Source organism: Marinobacter nauticus ATCC 49840 (assembly GCF_000284615.1).
GTDB lineage: Bacteria > Pseudomonadota > Gammaproteobacteria > Pseudomonadales > Oleiphilaceae > Marinobacter > Marinobacter nauticus.
In genome coordinates this window covers 2,848,320-2,863,729 of record NC_017067.1, presented here as the reverse complement: position 1 = coordinate 2,863,729, position 15,410 = coordinate 2,848,320, and the positions used below count along the sequence as shown (strand labels likewise).

At 57.4% G+C, this 15,410-nt stretch carries 16 protein-coding genes; 10 read left to right on the top strand and 6 right to left on the bottom strand.

Annotation, left to right across the window (positions count from 1 at the left end; all coding sequences use genetic code 11):
- The first annotated feature begins 83 nt into the window (after positions 1-83).
- On the top strand, positions 84-512 hold the full coding sequence (locus MARHY_RS13300; RefSeq protein WP_014422248.1) for an Lrp/AsnC family transcriptional regulator: 429 nt from the start codon (positions 84-86) through the stop codon (positions 510-512).
- A 315-nt stretch (positions 513-827) separates the two neighbouring features.
- Entirely contained in the window at positions 828-2,510 is a 1,683-nt protein-coding gene (locus MARHY_RS13295; RefSeq protein ID WP_014422247.1) for an AMP-binding protein, read from the top strand.
- A gap of 85 nt (positions 2,511-2,595) precedes the next feature.
- On the opposite strand, the gene MARHY_RS13290 is transcribed toward MARHY_RS13295, so the two are convergent.
- Positions 2,596-2,790 carry a hypothetical protein gene (locus MARHY_RS13290; RefSeq protein WP_014422246.1) on the bottom strand — a complete coding sequence of 65 codons (195 nt, stop codon included), beginning with the start codon at positions 2,788-2,790 and terminating at the stop codon, positions 2,596-2,598.
- Between the two features lie 127 nt (positions 2,791-2,917).
- On the opposite strand from MARHY_RS13290, the gene MARHY_RS13285 reads away from it, so the two are divergent.
- The gene (locus tag MARHY_RS13285; protein WP_011786329.1) at positions 2,918-3,817 is read left to right on the top strand and encodes a LysR family transcriptional regulator; all 900 of its coding nucleotides are present in this window, start codon (positions 2,918-2,920) and stop codon (positions 3,815-3,817) included.
- Between the two features lies 1 nt (position 3,818).
- Here the strand turns inward: MARHY_RS13285 and MARHY_RS13280 are convergent, their stop codons facing one another.
- Positions 3,819-4,547: a transglycosylase SLT domain-containing protein gene (locus tag MARHY_RS13280; protein WP_226374334.1), complete on the bottom strand. Its 729-nt coding sequence runs from the start codon at positions 4,545-4,547 to the stop codon at positions 3,819-3,821.
- Between the two features lie 90 nt (positions 4,548-4,637).
- On the opposite strand from MARHY_RS13280, the gene MARHY_RS13275 reads away from it, so the two are divergent.
- Positions 4,638-5,465: a DUF2059 domain-containing protein gene (locus tag MARHY_RS13275; protein WP_041654895.1), complete on the top strand. Its 828-nt coding sequence runs from the start codon at positions 4,638-4,640 to the stop codon at positions 5,463-5,465.
- Positions 5,466-5,522: 57 nt separating this feature from the next.
- Here MARHY_RS13275 and MARHY_RS13270 read toward each other — a convergent pair whose 3' ends face one another.
- On the bottom strand, positions 5,523-5,801 hold the full coding sequence (locus tag MARHY_RS13270) for a peptidylprolyl isomerase (protein WP_008939100.1): 279 nt from the start codon (positions 5,799-5,801) through the stop codon (positions 5,523-5,525).
- A gap of 180 nt (positions 5,802-5,981) precedes the next feature.
- On the opposite strand from MARHY_RS13270, the gene MARHY_RS13260 reads away from it, so the two are divergent.
- The 3 genes from MARHY_RS13260 to MARHY_RS13250 are packed head-to-tail and all read left to right on the top strand — an operon-like array spanning position 5,982 to position 9,041.
- Complete coding sequence (locus MARHY_RS13260; protein WP_014422242.1) at positions 5,982-7,568, top strand: ABC-F family ATPase; 1,587 nt, start codon at positions 5,982-5,984, stop codon at positions 7,566-7,568.
- The gene (locus MARHY_RS13255; protein WP_011786325.1) at positions 7,565-8,116 is read left to right on the top strand and encodes a DUF1415 domain-containing protein; all 552 of its coding nucleotides are present in this window, start codon (positions 7,565-7,567) and stop codon (positions 8,114-8,116) included. The genes MARHY_RS13260 and MARHY_RS13255 overlap by 4 nt, the downstream gene beginning before the upstream one ends.
- A gap of 28 nt (positions 8,117-8,144) precedes the next feature.
- Entirely contained in the window at positions 8,145-9,041 is an 897-nt protein-coding gene (locus tag MARHY_RS13250) for an NAD-dependent protein deacetylase (protein ID WP_014422241.1), read from the top strand.
- 7 nt (positions 9,042-9,048) lie between these two features.
- Here the strand turns inward: MARHY_RS13250 and MARHY_RS13245 are convergent, their stop codons facing one another.
- Together MARHY_RS13245 and MARHY_RS13240 are read right to left on the bottom strand one after the other, a co-directional pair.
- Positions 9,049-10,461, bottom strand: a complete 1,413-nt coding sequence (locus MARHY_RS13245) for a sodium-dependent transporter (RefSeq protein ID WP_014422240.1) — start codon at positions 10,459-10,461, stop codon at positions 9,049-9,051.
- A 90-nt stretch (positions 10,462-10,551) separates the two neighbouring features.
- The gene (locus MARHY_RS13240) at positions 10,552-11,649 is read right to left on the bottom strand and encodes a Leu/Phe/Val dehydrogenase (protein ID WP_014422239.1); all 1,098 of its coding nucleotides are present in this window, start codon (positions 11,647-11,649) and stop codon (positions 10,552-10,554) included.
- 303 nt (positions 11,650-11,952) lie between these two features.
- Here MARHY_RS13240 and MARHY_RS13235 point away from each other — a divergent pair, with 303 nt between their 5' ends.
- The 3 genes from MARHY_RS13235 (at position 11,953) to MARHY_RS13225 (ending at position 14,393) form a co-directional block, all read left to right on the top strand.
- Positions 11,953-12,699, top strand: coding sequence for an AzlC family ABC transporter permease (locus tag MARHY_RS13235; RefSeq protein WP_014422238.1), 747 nt, complete (start codon positions 11,953-11,955; stop codon positions 12,697-12,699).
- Positions 12,689-13,000, top strand: coding sequence for an AzlD family protein (locus MARHY_RS13230; RefSeq protein ID WP_014422237.1), 312 nt, complete (start codon positions 12,689-12,691; stop codon positions 12,998-13,000). Before MARHY_RS13235 ends, MARHY_RS13230 begins: the two co-directional genes overlap by 11 nt.
- An 85-nt stretch (positions 13,001-13,085) precedes the next feature.
- Positions 13,086-14,393 carry an SPM autocatalytic domain-containing protein gene (locus MARHY_RS13225; protein WP_014422236.1) on the top strand — a complete coding sequence of 436 codons (1,308 nt, stop codon included), beginning with the start codon at positions 13,086-13,088 and terminating at the stop codon, positions 14,391-14,393.
- A 209-nt stretch (positions 14,394-14,602) separates the two neighbouring features.
- Here MARHY_RS13225 and MARHY_RS13220 read toward each other — a convergent pair whose 3' ends face one another.
- Positions 14,603-15,376 carry a DUF3750 domain-containing protein gene (locus MARHY_RS13220; RefSeq protein ID WP_014422234.1) on the bottom strand — a complete coding sequence of 258 codons (774 nt, stop codon included), beginning with the start codon at positions 15,374-15,376 and terminating at the stop codon, positions 14,603-14,605.
- Positions 15,377-15,410 lie beyond the last annotated feature (34 nt).

Sequence of the window (15,410 nt, the reverse complement as noted above, 5' to 3'; positions counted from 1 at the left end):
GAGTGCGTAAGCCGCCGATTTGCAGTGTCAGAATGTTCGAAATGATCTATTGTTTTGTTGAAATGATAGGTTTGGGGGTCAAAATGACAGAAAGTCGAGATCAGAAACTGCTTGCCCTGCTCCGGCGCAATGCCCGTACGAGTGTGACCGAACTGGCCAAGGCACTGCACGTGTCCCGATCAACGATTCAGAATCGTATTGCCAGGCTGGAGGCCAGCGGTGTCATTCGCGGCTATTCGGTGATCCTGGGAGGGGATTATCTGGAAGGGCAGGTGGAAGCCCACGTGTCTATCAAGGTCCGGCAGAAGCTGACCGCACGAACCAATACGGAACTGGAGCGTATCAGCCAGGTGGCACAGTTATTTGCCGTGAGCGGGGAATACGACCTTATAGCGATTGTCCAGGCCCGCACTCTGGAGGAGTTAAGTAAGGTGCTGGACGACATCGGCAATCTCGAAGGCGTCGAACGAACCAACTCAGCCGTCGTGCTGGAAACCCGCTTCAAACGTTAGCGTTTGACGGTCAGGAGCCGAGCATGCCTGCCCAGGCACTGTAGAGGAAGGCACCGGAACCGACCAGAATCAGGGCCCAGGCCGGAAAGATCAGAACAGAGCGCGTTGACGATTTCATAACGACCTCCTGAGGTGATGACAATCTTTACGCTGCAACTTTCAATCTAGACCAGACTTGACGGATGTCACGAAGTATTTTGAGTGACAGGTCTCAGATTCGAGCTAAACGGCCAATCACCGGGATTGTTATTGCTATTGAGGGAGTCGGAAAGTTGGCTAGTATGGAGAGGAAGAAAACAATAACAAGGACGCACAATGGCCGTAGACCCGAACAAGCAGACTTCACTGCATTGCCTTTATTACTGGGCAGAGCATACTCCCGACAACGTTTTTTTGACCCAGCCCTACCCCGACGGGCGCGTTGAAGATATTACCTGGCGTGAAGCCGCCGACCAGGTGTCGCGCATGGCCGCTCACCTGAACACGCTGGGGTTGCCTCAGCGAAGCAATATCGGGATTCTGGGCAAAAACAGCGCCCACTGGATTCTGTCCGATCTGGCCATCTGGGCAGCAGGGCACGTCAGCGTGCCGCTCTATCCAACTCTGAATGGCGAGACCGCAGCCTATATTCTGGACCACAGTGAAGCTCAGATGCTGTTTCTCGGCAAACTCGACGGCACGGCCGATGGCTGGCATGACATCAAGGGCCATATTCCCGAGCAATTACCGATTATCTCGCTGCCGCTATCGCCTCGGGACGACACGCCCAAATGGCAGGACATTATCGCCGAGCAGTCCCCGGCGAAACCGAAACTGCCCGATCCCGATGATCTGGCCACCATTGTTTACACCTCCGGCAGTACCGGGCGGCCGAAAGGCGTGATGCACAGCTTCCGGACCATGATCTCGGTTGCCGACGGGCTGCAGCAGCTATTCCCAGTGTCGGCCAGCGAACGTATGTTGTCCTATCTGCCCCTGGCCCATGTGGCCGAACGGGCGGCGGTGGAGACCCAGTCACTGTATTACGGTTTCCATCTGTACTTTGCCAATTCGCTGGATACCTTCCAGGAGGATCTGCAGCGGGCCCGGCCAACCCTGTTTTTCTCGGTGCCTCGCCTGTGGATGAAATTCTACCTGGGGGTGAATGCGAAGTTGCCGCCCAAGAAGCAGAAACTGCTGTTCAATATCCCGATTCTGAACACGCTGGTTAAGAAAAAGGTGCTCAAACAGCTGGGGCTGGATCATTGCCGGGCGGCACTCACCGGTGCGGCTCCGCTCTCGGCAGAGATCATCGGCTGGTACCGAAGCCTTGGTCTGGAGTTGCTGGAGGTCTACGGCATGTCGGAGAACTTCGGCTATTCCCATGCCAACCGTCCGGGCCAGGCCAAGGTGGGCACCGTTGGAATGGCCAACCCGGGTGTTGAACATCGGATTGGGGAGGGCGGCGAAGTTCAGGTGAGGAGCCCGGGCCAGATGCTCGGTTATTACAAGAACGAGGAAAAAACCCGGGAAGACCTGACGGATGACGGTTTTCTCAAAACCGGTGACATGGGTGAAATTGACCGTGATGGATGCCTGCGCATTACCGGGCGGGTTAAGGACCTGTTCAAAACCTCAAAGGGGAAATACGTGGTGCCGGTGCCTATCGAGAACCGGTTCAATCACCCCAAGGCGGAAGTGGTGTGTGTGGCCGGTGCCAACCAGCCCCAGCCGTGCCTGATGGTACTGCTTTCCGAGGAGGCCCGCGATGAACTGGAGCGGGGAGGCAGTCGCAGCGAGCTGGAACAAGAGCTGGCGGAGGAACTGGACTCCGTGAATGCGGAATGTGAGTCCCACGAAAAGGTGGCTTTTGTAGTCGTGGTGCGTGAACCCTGGACCATGGAAAACGGTATGCTCACACCCACCATGAAGATCAAACGCAATGTCATCGAGGATTTCTACAACCGCAAGATGGACGAGTGGTTTGAGCAGAAACGCAAAGTGATCTGGGAATTCTGACCAGGTACAAGCGAACAAAAAAACGCCGGCATGGAAACATGCCGGCGTTTTTTATTCAGCAACCCCGAAAGGCGTGCAGTCTGTTTTAGTGGCCGCCCTGAACCTGGGGCATATCCTGCGCCACGGCTACCGCCTTGCGATTGAAAATTCGCACCTTGCGGCTGATAAACTGCATCGCCTGCCTTGCGGCAGCGCGGGTATACTGGCGCCTGACCTCAGTACTGTTGTGGAGGATACTGGACGGCAGCGGTTTAACGGTTGCGATATGGTTCTGAGTCATAGCGCCTTCCTCCTTCATCTGGTGGATTGTTAGCGATCTATCTTTAATTTACGTTCAATTCTAAGGATTCTTTTTTGCAGCTTGAATACGTTAAAATCCGTACCCTTGTTGCAAATATGCAGTGATTATGGACTGGGATTATCTTCGATATATAAGGGCCCTTGCAATAGGCGGAACGCTTGCAAAAGCCGGTGAAATTCTGGGTGTTCACCAAACGACTGTTTTACGGCGACTTGATCAGATGGAAGAGTCGTTGGGGGTGCAGTTTTTTGAGCGTAACCAGAGCGGATTGCAGCTCACCCCCGTGGGAGAAATGGCCTTTCGGGAGGCTGAACGGCTGGCTACCGATATGGAAAACCTTGAGCGCAAACTGGTGGGGGATGATTCCGCACCGGTTGGCAAGGTTCGTGTGGCCGCCGAAGACGTGATGATGAATGAACTGCTCAGCCCGATTCTGGCCGAGATGGTGCGCACCTATCCCGAGATTGAGCTGGAGGTTCTCACTGATAACGATGTGGCCAATCTCAGCCACCGGGAAGCCGACCTTACCCTTCGGCCGGAGAACAAGCCCCAGGCAACGTTGGAAGGTGAGAGGATTGCCGCAATCGAATCCGCGGTCTATGGCGCAGCAAAATACTGCCGCCGGCACCGGAACATGGATATCGAGAATCAGCCGGAAGGCTGTACCTGGATACTGCCAGACGAATCCTTCAGCCACCTGGCAACGGGGCGTTGGTACCGCAAACAGCTGAAAAATGTGACGTCGGTGATTCGCTGCAATAGCCTGCAGTCCATGCATGCCCTTGCCCGGGCCGGGGCAGGCCTGGCAGTACTGCCCTGTTACCTGGGCGACGCCACCAGGGAATTGCGGCGGCTGTCCGATCCTCTGGAGGGCGAAAGCATCGACCTCTGGCTCCATGTAAACCAGGATACCCAGCAGATGGCCCGGGTCAGAATGGTCATGGAGTTTCTGGTAGAGCGTTTGCAGAGTCTGGAATCGGTGATCGAGATTTCGGGGGCCCTGTAGCTCAGTCTCCAGCCGAGCAGAACGGCCAGAACTGGTACCAGCGCCAGCACTGGAACTCCGCTTCGCACTGCTGCAACTGGTTGTGGTAGCGGTAAGCCCTGGCCCGGACCCGGCTGGCCAGGGCCTGAAGCTGCGGCTTACGGTCGAAAGAGCGCCGGGCATAGCCGGTTCTGCCTTCATGGTAGGCCAGGTACAATTCCCTCGGGGCGGTATAGGGGATACCCAGTTGCTGGTGGCTCAGGCGGTTATACCAGCCGACGAAATCCAGGGCATACTTCATATCGCTGCGCACCGTCAGCCAGTCACCATCGTTTGCTGCCAGGTATTCCTGCCAGGCTGGATCAAGGGCCTGGGCGTAACCGAAGGCTGTGGTTGGTCTTGCCCACGGAATCAGACCCCATAGCCGGGTACGCGGTGGTCTGGCATGGCTTCGGAACGATGATTCGTAATAGACAAAGGCCATCTGGGTGGCAATGGGGGTTCCCCAGCGTTGTTGTGACGCGCTGGCATAGTCGTACCAGACCGGATGCTCCCGGAAAATGTCGCAAAGGTTTTCTGGTCTCGCCGGGGGATCCGGAGCCAGCAGGCTGAAGCGGAGCGTGGCCCAGATCCCGATCAGTAGGCCGGCCACCGGTGGCCCGTACCATTTGGCCAGGCGAAGCCAGCGTGCTTTTTCAGCCTTATGGCGGCTCTTTTTCTTTCGGCCTGACCTGTTGCGTATTCCTACCAAACTGTCATCTCCTGAACCCCTGGATTGCTTGCTGCCAGCCTTGGGCCCATGGCATAAGAGAGTCATTGCATTAGTCAGGATGATAGGTAAATGAAGCGATTGGCCCTAGTTAAACCTGTTTTAGTCGTTGCCATGCTTGGCGTGGGCTCAGCTCAGGCGGCCCCGGATGCCGCCAGCGTGCTCGAAGCCTCCCCGATTGACGACATTGTTGAGCAATACCCGGCGATGCTAAGCCAGGGTATTCGGGAAGGGCTGAAACAACGCGGTCAGGTGCCGCCCATGGTGGCGGATACCGTTGGCTATGTCGTGAGCAGCAGTTTCAGCGCCGACAAAATTGAGCAGCAGATCATTACCGATCTGCAAGCACAGCTCACGGACGAACAGCTTCAGGCGGTAAGTGAGTGGTACCGGACACCCGTCGCCCGAAAAATTTCGAGCGCAGAGATTGCCGCCTCGGCGCCGGAAGCCTGGCCGCAGATACAGGCCAGCGCGCCGGAATTGAATCGAAAGTACAAAGGCACTCCCAAAGCCGAGATGTTCGATCGATTCGACCGGGCCGCCCGGGCAACCGAAAGCGCGGTGGATACCACCATTGCTGTTCAGTTGGGGTTGGCTACTGCCATGTCGGCACTCAGCAGCGAATCAATGCACTACGAGCAGTTGGAGCGCCGTATCGAAAACCAGCGAGGGATGCTTCGGGGTGTGGTTGGCCAGCAGGTCTACGACAGCTATCTTTATACCTACGACAAGGTGAGCGCCCAGGAGCTGGCACTGTACCTGGAGTTCCTCGAAAGCCCCGCTGGTAAGCAGTTTTCTCAGGTTGTGACCAGCAGTATTCAGCAGGCGATCATGGAGCCGGTGGAAAGCATAGGGCGGCAGATATCGAGGTTTATGGCACCGCCGGCAGGGTCAGAATAGGACGCACTCCGGCCGGCGTCGGAGATCTTCCGAACACCGGCCGGGCCGATCATCGGATCAGCTGCGGCTGGTGACTTCCAGCAGGTGGTAGCCAAACTGGGTCTTGATGGGGCCGATCACAGTATTGAGCTCGCTGTTGAAAACGGCTTTGTCGAACTCCGGAACCATCTGGCCCGGCCCGAAAGAACCCAGGTCGCCGCCGTTACGGCCGGAAGGGCAGGATGAGTGCTGCTTGGCGACTTCGGCGAAATCCTGGCCACCTTCGATAGCTTTCTTCAGTTCCTCACACTTGGCTTCACTGTCTACCAGAATGTGGCGTGCGGTTGCTTGTGCCATGATCAATTTCCTGTCGTTGGGTGAATGGAACACAGACCGGAATGCTGCCCGCAGCGGCGCCCTGAGGCAAGTGGTTTTTGTCCGTGTTTCTGCGGCCTCACAGTCTCTGGTGCAAACCTGTACAATGCCGGCTTTCTTTTCGCCGGCTCTCGTCGGCCTCTACTTCGACAGGTTTGTTTCTTGATCTCCACCGCCAATCTCACCATGCAGTTCGGGGCCAGGCCCCTGTTTGAAAATGTGTCGGCCAAATTTGGCAACGGCAACCGTTACGGCCTGATCGGGGCGAATGGTTGTGGTAAATCCACCCTGATGAAAATTCTGGGTGGTGATCTGGAGCCATCGGCGGGCCAGGTCATGCTGGAACCGAATACCCGGCTGGGTAAGCTCCGTCAGGATCAGTTTGCCTATGAACAGTGCTCAGTGATGGACACTGTGATTATGGGCCACGAAGAACTCTGGAATGTGAAAAAAGAGCGGGACCGCATTTATTCGCTGCCGGAGATGAGTGAGGAAGACGGTATGGCCGTGGCAGACCTGGAAGTGCAGTTTGCCGAAATGGATGGCTACACCGCGGAATCCCGAGCCGGTGAGTTGCTGCTGGGCCTGGATATTCCACTGGAGCAGCATAACGGCCCCATGAGTGCTCTGGCGCCGGGCTGGAAACTGCGTGTGCTGCTGGCACAGGCTCTGTTTTCTGACCCCGACGTACTGTTGCTGGATGAGCCCACCAACCACCTGGACATCAACACCATCCGCTGGCTGGAAAACATCCTGGTGGCCCGCAACAGCACCATGATCATCATCTCTCACGACCGTCACTTTCTGAACAGTGTATGTACCCACATGGCGGACCTGGATTATGGTGAGCTGCGCCTGTTCCCCGGTAACTACGACGAATACATGACCGCCGCCACCCAGGCCCGAGAGCGCATGCTGGCGGACAACGCCAAGAAAAAAGCCCAGATTGCGGAATTGCAGCAGTTCGTCAGCCGCTTCTCCGCCAACGCCTCCAAGGCCAAACAGGCCACCTCTCGCGCCCGTCAGATCGACAAGATCCAGTTGGAAGAGGTGAAGCCCTCAAGCCGCGTGAGTCCCTTTATCCGCTTCGAGCAGGGCAAGAAGCTGCATCGTCAGGCCGTGACTCTGAAAGGTCTGACCAAGGGCTTCGATGAAGGCCCCTTGTTCAAAAACCTGGATCTGCAGATTGAGGCGGGAGAACGCGTGGCTGTTATTGGCCCGAACGGGATTGGTAAAACCACACTCCTGCAATGCCTGGCTGGCGCTTATGAGCCGGATTCCGGCGAGGTGAAGTGGACTGACAGTGCCGAGGTTGGATATTTCGCCCAGGACCACACCGCGGATTTTGCCCGCGACGAGACCCTCACCGACTGGATGGCGCAATGGACCACCGGCGGCGAACAATTAGTGCGCGGCACTCTGGGGCGAATGCTGTTTTCCGGTGATGATATTGGCAAGTCGGTAAAGGTAATCTCGGGGGGTGAGCAGGGCCGCATGCTGTTCGGCAAACTGATTCTGCAGAAACCGAATGTAATGCTGATGGACGAGCCCACCAACCACCTGGATATGGAGTCTATCGAGGCTTTGAACCTGGCGTTGGAGAACTATCCGGGAACGCTGATTTTCGTAAGCCATGATCGCGAGTTTGTCTCTTCGCTGGCGACGCGGATTATTGAACTCTCGGCTGATGGGGTGACTGACTTCAGTGGCTGCTATGATGATTATCTTCGGAGCCAGGGCTACCTATGAATGAATCACAGGTTGTAAGCGCCACCCGGCAATGGGTTGAAGAAGTGGTGGTTGGTTATAACCTCTGCCCCTTCGCCAAGCGCGAGTTGGTCAAGAACCGCGTGCGTTTTGTCGTTAGCGAGGCAGAGAACGAGGATGAGCTGCTACAGGCGTTGCAGTCAGAGTTGCAGCGCCTGGAAGACGAGCCGGACGTCGAAACCACGTTGTTGATCCATCCTGGTGTGTTGCAGGATTTTCTCGCCTACAACGAATTTCTCGATGCCGCGGATGCCTTGCTGAGCTATCTGGAGCTGGAAGGTGTCTTTCAGGTTGCCAGTTTCCATCCGGACTATCAGTTCGCCGGCACCGATGCCGGGGCCGCGGAAAACTACACCAATCGCTCGCCGTACCCCATGCTGCACCTGTTGCGGGAAGCAAGCCTGGAAGCAGCTATTGATCACTATCCGGACGTAGATGGTATTCCCGACCGGAATATTGCGTTGATGAATGAGCTCGGTGTGGAGAAGATGCGTACTATTCTGAAACGGTGCACTGACGCCGAAACCTGACATTCCGAGCCTCTGAGTTGTAACGGAAATGACTGAGCATCGAACCCGCCCATTCAGTTCCAGCCAGCGCTTGCCCGAGCTGGAAACGCCGCCTGTGATGCATAACCCGAACGAAGCCGGGGCGTTGCTGGCGGAGTTTATCCAGCAACATCCAAGATTGATGATTCTCACCGGAGCCGGCGTGAGCACGGATTCCGGTATTCCGGATTACCGTGATGGCGATGGTGCCTGGAAGCGTAAGCAACCGGTGCAGCATAAGGCGTTCATGGAGGACTTCCACACCCGCCAGCGATACTGGGCGCGCAGTCTGATTGGCTGGCCGGTCATGCGTAATGCTGCGCCTAACCCGTCCCATCACTACATTTCGGATCTGGAACTGCTCAACCACAGCAGCCTGGTGGTTACCCAGAACGTGGATCGTCTTCACCAGAAGGCGGGTACCCGGGCAGTGACCGATCTACACGGGCGGGCGGACGAAGTTGTGTGCATGGGCTGCGGCTATCGTTGCCCCCGGGATGAGGTGCATGACCGTTGCGCCGAGCTCAATCCCGGATTTCGGAAGTACACAGCGGAGACGGCACCGGATGGGGATGCTGACCTGGATGTGGATTTTTCGGAGTTCCGGCCGGTGGACTGCCCCAGATGCGCCGGTATCCTGAAACCGGATGTCGTGTTCTTCGGGGATTATGTGCCAAAGGACAGGGTGTACTCTGCGCTTGATGTACTCAAGGCGAGCGATGGCCTGTTGGTGGTCGGTTCGTCGTTGATGGTGTATTCCGGCTTCCGTTTCTGCCGGTACGCCAGCGATTGGAAAAAGCCCATTGCCACCCTGAATCTGGGGCGGACCCGGGCTGAGGATCTGGTGGATCTGAAATTGAACGCGAGGATCGGGGAGACCCTGAAGGCCTCCCTCGATCAGTTGTGAGTGTTGTTTACATCAGGTTGTAGATGAACACCACGCCCACCGCAATCGGGGTGATGAAGCGCACGGTGACAAACCACAGGTTGAATGTACCCGGTGACAGGGCCAGCTCCTTCTCCATGGCAGGTTTCGACATTACCCAGCCGGCCATCAGCGCGACCAGTAGCCCGCCCAGCGGCAGCAGGATGTTGGCGGTGAAGAAGTCCAGCAGGTCGAAGATGGTTTTGCCTTCCAGCATCGGGATGAAGCCCAGTGGTGCGAAATCCGCCCACAGGTTCAGCGACAGAATAGAGGCAATACCCAGAGCCCAGCACACCACACCGGCACCCAGCGTACTGACGGTGCGGTTCATGCCCTTTTGTTCTTCCAGCCATTCAACGATCGGTTCCAGCAGGGAAATGCCAGAGGTCCAGGCGGCGAAAATCAGAAGTACAAAGAACAGGGTGCCGAACAGTGAGCCCATGGGCATCTGACCGAAGGCCAGGGGCAGGGTCTGGAAAATCAGGCCAGGGCCAGCACCGGGCTCGAGGCCGTTGGCAAAGACAATCGGGAAAATGGCGAGGCCGGCCAGCAGGGCGACACCGGTATCAATCACCGAGACGGTAATGGAGGTTTTGGCGATGGAAATCTTCTTGGGCAGGTAGGAGCCATAAGCCATCATCACCGCCATACCCAGGCTCAGAGTAAAGAATGCGTGTCCCAGTGCCACCAGTACGCCAGAGGTGGTGAGCTTGGAGAAGTCCGGCTGGAACAGGAAGGCTGCCGCTTGGCCAAAGTGGCCGGTGGTCATGGCGTAGCCGACCACAATCAGTAGCAGTACAAACAGTGCCGGCATCAGAATGCTGACGGCCCGCTCCAGGCCGGAGCGCACACCTTTCGCCACCACCAGCATCACCAGGGCCATGAACACCGTGTGCCACAGCAACAGGGTGCCGGGATTGCTCAGCAGGCCGGAGAAAATCGCACCCACGGCATCTGCGGTCTGGCCGGAGAGCTGGCCGCTGGCGGTGGTGCCAACGTAGGAAATGGCCCAGCCACCAATCACCGAGTAAAACGACAGAATCAGGAAGCCTGCAAGAATGCCCACGGCGCCGACCAGTTTCCAGGCCGGGTTCAGTCCGTCCCGCTGGGCAATGGCCTTGATGCTGTTAACCGGGCTGTGGCCACCACGACGGCCGATCATCACCTCGGCCATCATGATGGGAATACCGATGATGGCGATACACAGCAGGTACACCAACACAAAAGCGCCACCGCCGTTTTCGCCGGTTACGTAGGGGAATTTCCAGATGTTTCCGAGGCCCACAGCGGAACCGGTGGCCGCGAGGATGAACGCGAGCCGTGATGACCAGAGCCCGCGCTGGGCATTGGAGCCCTCAAGGCTGCCGGAATAGGCAGCAGAACCGGATGATGAGACAGACATGGTTTTCTCCCGAAGGTCTTGTTGTTGTTACTGGGGTTAAAAATGGAGCCGCAGAGACTGCGGCTCCCAAGGGGAAGCACCGGTGTCAGGTTATCCGGTGCGAGACAGCCGCTGGGGCGCCAGCCCAGCACCCGCGGCATGCTTGGTGAACCGCTCTTCAGCCAGTTCATTGGCGATTTCACCGGTAGGGAGCCCGGTGCGGTCAGAACGGTTAAAAATTTCGGTCAGGGTGTCGCCGATGGTTTCCACATGGGCGCGCACTTTTTCCGGGGATGCCCCTGTGCGTTCGTAGAACACATCAATGATGCCGCCGGCGTTAATCGCGAAGTCCGGAGCGTACAGAATGCCCCGCTGTTTCAGTGCCGCGTCGTGTTCCGGGCGATCCAGCAGATTATTGGCCGCCCCTGCGACGATACCGGCGCGAATGGCAGGAATACTGCGGTCGTTCAGGACGGCGCCCATGGCGCAGGGTGCGATAACATCCACGGGCAGAGTCAGTATGTCTTCCGCCGAGGCGGCGTGTGCACCGAGCTGGTCGACAGCTCGCTGCATGTTGTCGGTGTGAATATCGTTCACCCAGAGTTCAGCGCCAGCGTCTTTCAGGTGTTGGGCCAGGCGGAACCCGACATTACCGATGCCCTGGATGGCTACTTTCAGGCCGGTAAGGTCGTCGCTGCCGAGCCGGTGTTTTACTGCTGCTCTGAGGCCAACAAAGGTGCCGTAAGCGGTGACAGGAGAGGGATCCCCGTTACTGGGGGCGCCGTCGAATCCGGTACGGTAGGCAACGCCGGCCACGTGGCGGGTATGGCGTCCCATCACTTTCAGATCCGGCACGCTGGTGCCGGAGTCTTCGGCCGCAATGTAATGGCCTCCCAGGCTTTCAAGGTGCTTGCCCATAGCCTCCAGCAGGGCTTGTGTTTTGTGCTTGCGCGGATCGCCAATAATCACGGATTTGCCACCACCGAGGTCCAGATTGGCCAGGGCCGATTTGTAGGTCATGCCCCTGGACAGGCGAAGCACATCTCGCAGCGCTTCTTCATCACTGGCGTAAGGAAACATTCGGCAACCGCCTAAAGCGGGGCCGCGGGAGGTGTTGTGAATAGCGACAATGGCTTTGAGGCCGGTTTCGGCATCGCAGAAAAACGACAGGTGTTCGTGGTGATCGAACTCCGGATGGCTGAACAGCATGTTGAAATCCTCTCCCGCACAGCCGGATCCCGGCGGCAGGTTCTGTCTTGTTTTTGTCGGTCTGGCTTGTGGCCAGGGTGTTGATTTCAGGTGTCCTCCCGAAGGATTGGTCGGGTTGCCCTTTTGGGGCCGGACGAAATTCAAGCTAATGCAAGTTTACGTGAACGTCAACCTTGGCGGCCGGCGGAATTGTGAACTTGTTTGATTTAATCATCTAACTGCCTGAGCACTGGTAAGAAAAAAAACGCTTAATGGTGGTTTCTACCTATACGCGTTTTGCACTATCCGGCTTAGCTTCTTCAGATGTCTGTCGCCTCCTATCCTTATCAGTTTGATTCGCGGAAAGTCCGTTCCGAGTTCTTCCGCCTGCTCCCCATCTCATTCTTTGTGGTGGCGTTTGGTGCTGCCTTTGGTCTGGCCGCCATTCAGGAAGGGTTGACGCCGCTGCAGTCTATCCTGATGAGCACGACCGTGTTTGCTGGCGCTTCGCAGTTTGCGGCGGTGGATATCTGGGGCGCCGATGTCTCGGTTCTGCCTTTGATCGCCGTGGTTTTTGCCATCAATTCCAGGCACCTGCTGATGGGCGCCTCGCTATACCCGATGCTCAGGGAAGTCTCTCCCGGGCGGCGTTATGCGCTCTTGCTATTGCTGACCGATGCCAACTGGGCCGTCTCGGCCCAGGATTACCAGAATGGCAGGCGCAATCTGGAAGTGATTATCGGGGGTGGCTTGGTTCTGTGGCTGGCCTGGATTGTTGGTACAGCCCTGGGTGTCTACTTCGGCGGTTTGTTACAGAACCCCAAAGCCTTCGGGCTGGATATGGTGCTGGGTTGCTTCCTGCTGGCCATGGCACTGGGTGGCAATAAATCCCCGCGGGTGCTGGTCGCCTGGTGCGTTTCCGGCGCAGCCTCCCTTGCCGCCTGGAAATGGCTACCGCCCAATATGCACGTGGTGGTTGGCGCGATCGCTGGTGGTCTGGTCGGTTTGTTCTGGCTGGAACACAAAACCGAGGTGGCGGATAGCCAGCGGGAGGTGTCTGGTGACCATTGAAACTACCACCCTCGGTGTGCTGGCGCTGATCACTATCATGACCGTGGTGACACTGATTACCCGTTTTGGCGGCGTGTTCGTGATGTCGTTTGTGCGCATCAATCCGAGGGTAGAGAGTTTTATCAATACCATGGCCAGCTCGGTGCTGATCGCCATCATTGTACCCATGGCGGTGGGTGGCGATCTGGGTGCGCTGGCAGCACTGGTAGCCACGACGGTTTCCATGCTTGTGCTCCACAAGCCGCTTCCCGCTATCGCTATTGGCTTGCTGGCCGCTGCGACGGTTCGTTATTTGCTCTGATGTCGTCGGTGGGTGTGGTTGAAATCTGCTCAAGTTTTCGGTGATGGTGCCGTTAAGTGACCAAGTGTCACTGAGGTACCACTCCATGATTGCATCCAGCCAGATTTCGCTGTTTCAGGACAGCAGCCGCCAGGTCTCGGCGTTTGACAGTTCCCAACTGAGAATCCGCCAGTCTGCCGCCCCGGAGCCGCAGGGGCAGACCAATCGGGGCACCGAAGTGTCGCTGATCCGACAGGCGGCGTATCGCTACAGCAGCCAGGAGCAGATGGCCTTTTCCAGCACCAGTGAGGTGACCGGGGCCAACCGAGCGGCCACCTTCACCAGTTCGGAACTGGTCGAAAAGTCTTCAGAGCTGTTCCTGATGGGGCAGCAGGCGCTGACGGTCAGCCGAGCCGCCCTGGGGGGTGAAGCAGCCGCGGAATCGCCGAAGAGTCTGTCGGTATCTGCCGGTCGCTATATGTTCTACTCCGAAAGTGAAACCCGCAGCTTCGCGTCAACTGGCAGTATTACCCTCGACAATGGTGAAACCATCGACTTTACCCTGTCGCTCAGGCAGTCCCAGTCGCGTAGCTATGAATATTCCGAGCTGATCCAGATTCAGGAGCGTCCCCTGACTGATCCGCTGGTGATCAACTTTGGTGCTTCTACCGCGAGACTGACCGACACCCTGTTTGAATTCGACATGACGGGCAACGGCGAGACGGCGCAGTTCGCCTCTCTGGGCGCGGGCAGCGGATATCTGGTTTTTGACCGCAATGGTAACGGTAAAGTGGACGATGGCAGCGAATTGTTCGGCCCGGAAAGTGGATCTGGCTTCAGCGAGCTGGCTGCGTTTGATGACGATGGTAATCGCTGGATAGATGCTAACGATGAGATTTTTCAGTCCCTGTCGGTGTGGGTACAGACGGCTGATGGCGGCCAGGATCTGCGCTCGCTGGCGGAGGTTGGTGTCCAGGCACTGTATGTCGACAGCGTGGACGACCGCTTCACTCTGACCAATCCTCAGGGCGTGCCCCTGGGGCAGATCAAGGCCTCTGGTATTTACCTGACCACTGACGGTGAAGTTCGGACTCTGGAAGAGCTGGACCTGGCGGAACAGACCACCGAGTCGGCCCCGGCGGTGGAAACCGTTCTTGGGGTTCGTAACGCTGAACCCGAGATGAGCGGCGCAGCTTCTGCACGAGAGGAAGCGATCCGCAATGCCATAGAAAAACTGAACGAAATTCGTGAGAAGCAGCAGGCGTTTATTGAGGCTTCAAAAGAGCAGGGCGAAGAAAAGTCCCCGCTGGATGGTTATCTGAAGATCATTGATAAATTGCGGCTGGAGTTGCTGAACAGCCAGGATGAGAAGAAGCAGGCAGCCAGTCGGTATCTGGAATTCGCCAAGCTTTGACTTTGGGACAGTGCAGCTCAGGGGTGGGGGTGGTCTCCCAAAAATGTCGGAGGCCATGGATGGCCGGAGAGAAGCGCACATGGGTGAGGCAAGTGTTTATGAAGAGAAGCTTCATATGCAGCCGAACGACAGCAATCTTTGATTGCTGGCTGGACCCGCCTCCGGGTGCTTGTAGCGGTTTTTGGGAGACCACCCCCACCCCTGAGCGTCTAGCGAGCTGGTTGCTCGTGCATGGGGTTTGTGTCAAGCAAGGCCAGCTCGCCGAGTCCCGGTAATTTGATACCCAGCGCCATAGGATTGATACCCAGCGACAACCCCAGAATATTCACTTCCAGACCCTCTCGAACCCCGGCCAACACACCGAAATATCCACCCAGGGATAGTTGATAGCCCGCGCCACCCGGGCTTGGGGCGATCAGCCGGTCCCCCAGGTAGTCCTTGCCAATGGCGTGGCTGGGCAGGGCTACGTCGAAATCCGGCGTTTCCCGTATCACCCAGGCTACGAAGGTGTTGCTGTTTGGCCCCGGCCAGGCTTCGTATTGGGTGGGGTAGGGATAATTTTCCACTGCCTGGTAGATCTGAGGAATCAAGGCCGCGGCTTTCTCTCCCCGAATATCTGCATACAGTTCCGGCCTGGCGCCGTACCAGTGTCTGTCCGGGTCGCCGGGGCGGGAATTGACCACGTAGGTGCGCCAGCCGGTGACCTCGTGCACCTGATAATAATCAGCGCCCTGTTCTTTGGTCGCAATCCAGGTATGTACCGCAAAGTAGCCTCGCCAGCTCCAGGCGCGTGCGCCATAGACCTGAATAATGGCTTCCTCCACCTGTTCGGGTCGAGGCGCTATACCGGCGCTTTCCCGGCTGGCGGTACGCCAGCTCTCCGCAACCTCAAGGCTGCTGCTGGCGGCCAACAGAAGGGGGCCGCCCAGAAGCAACAGCAGGGCGCCGAGCAGGCCCGCGGCGTATTTGAGAAGTCGTTTCATTTACAGGTCCGGTTCGAGTATTTCCAGCATGCTA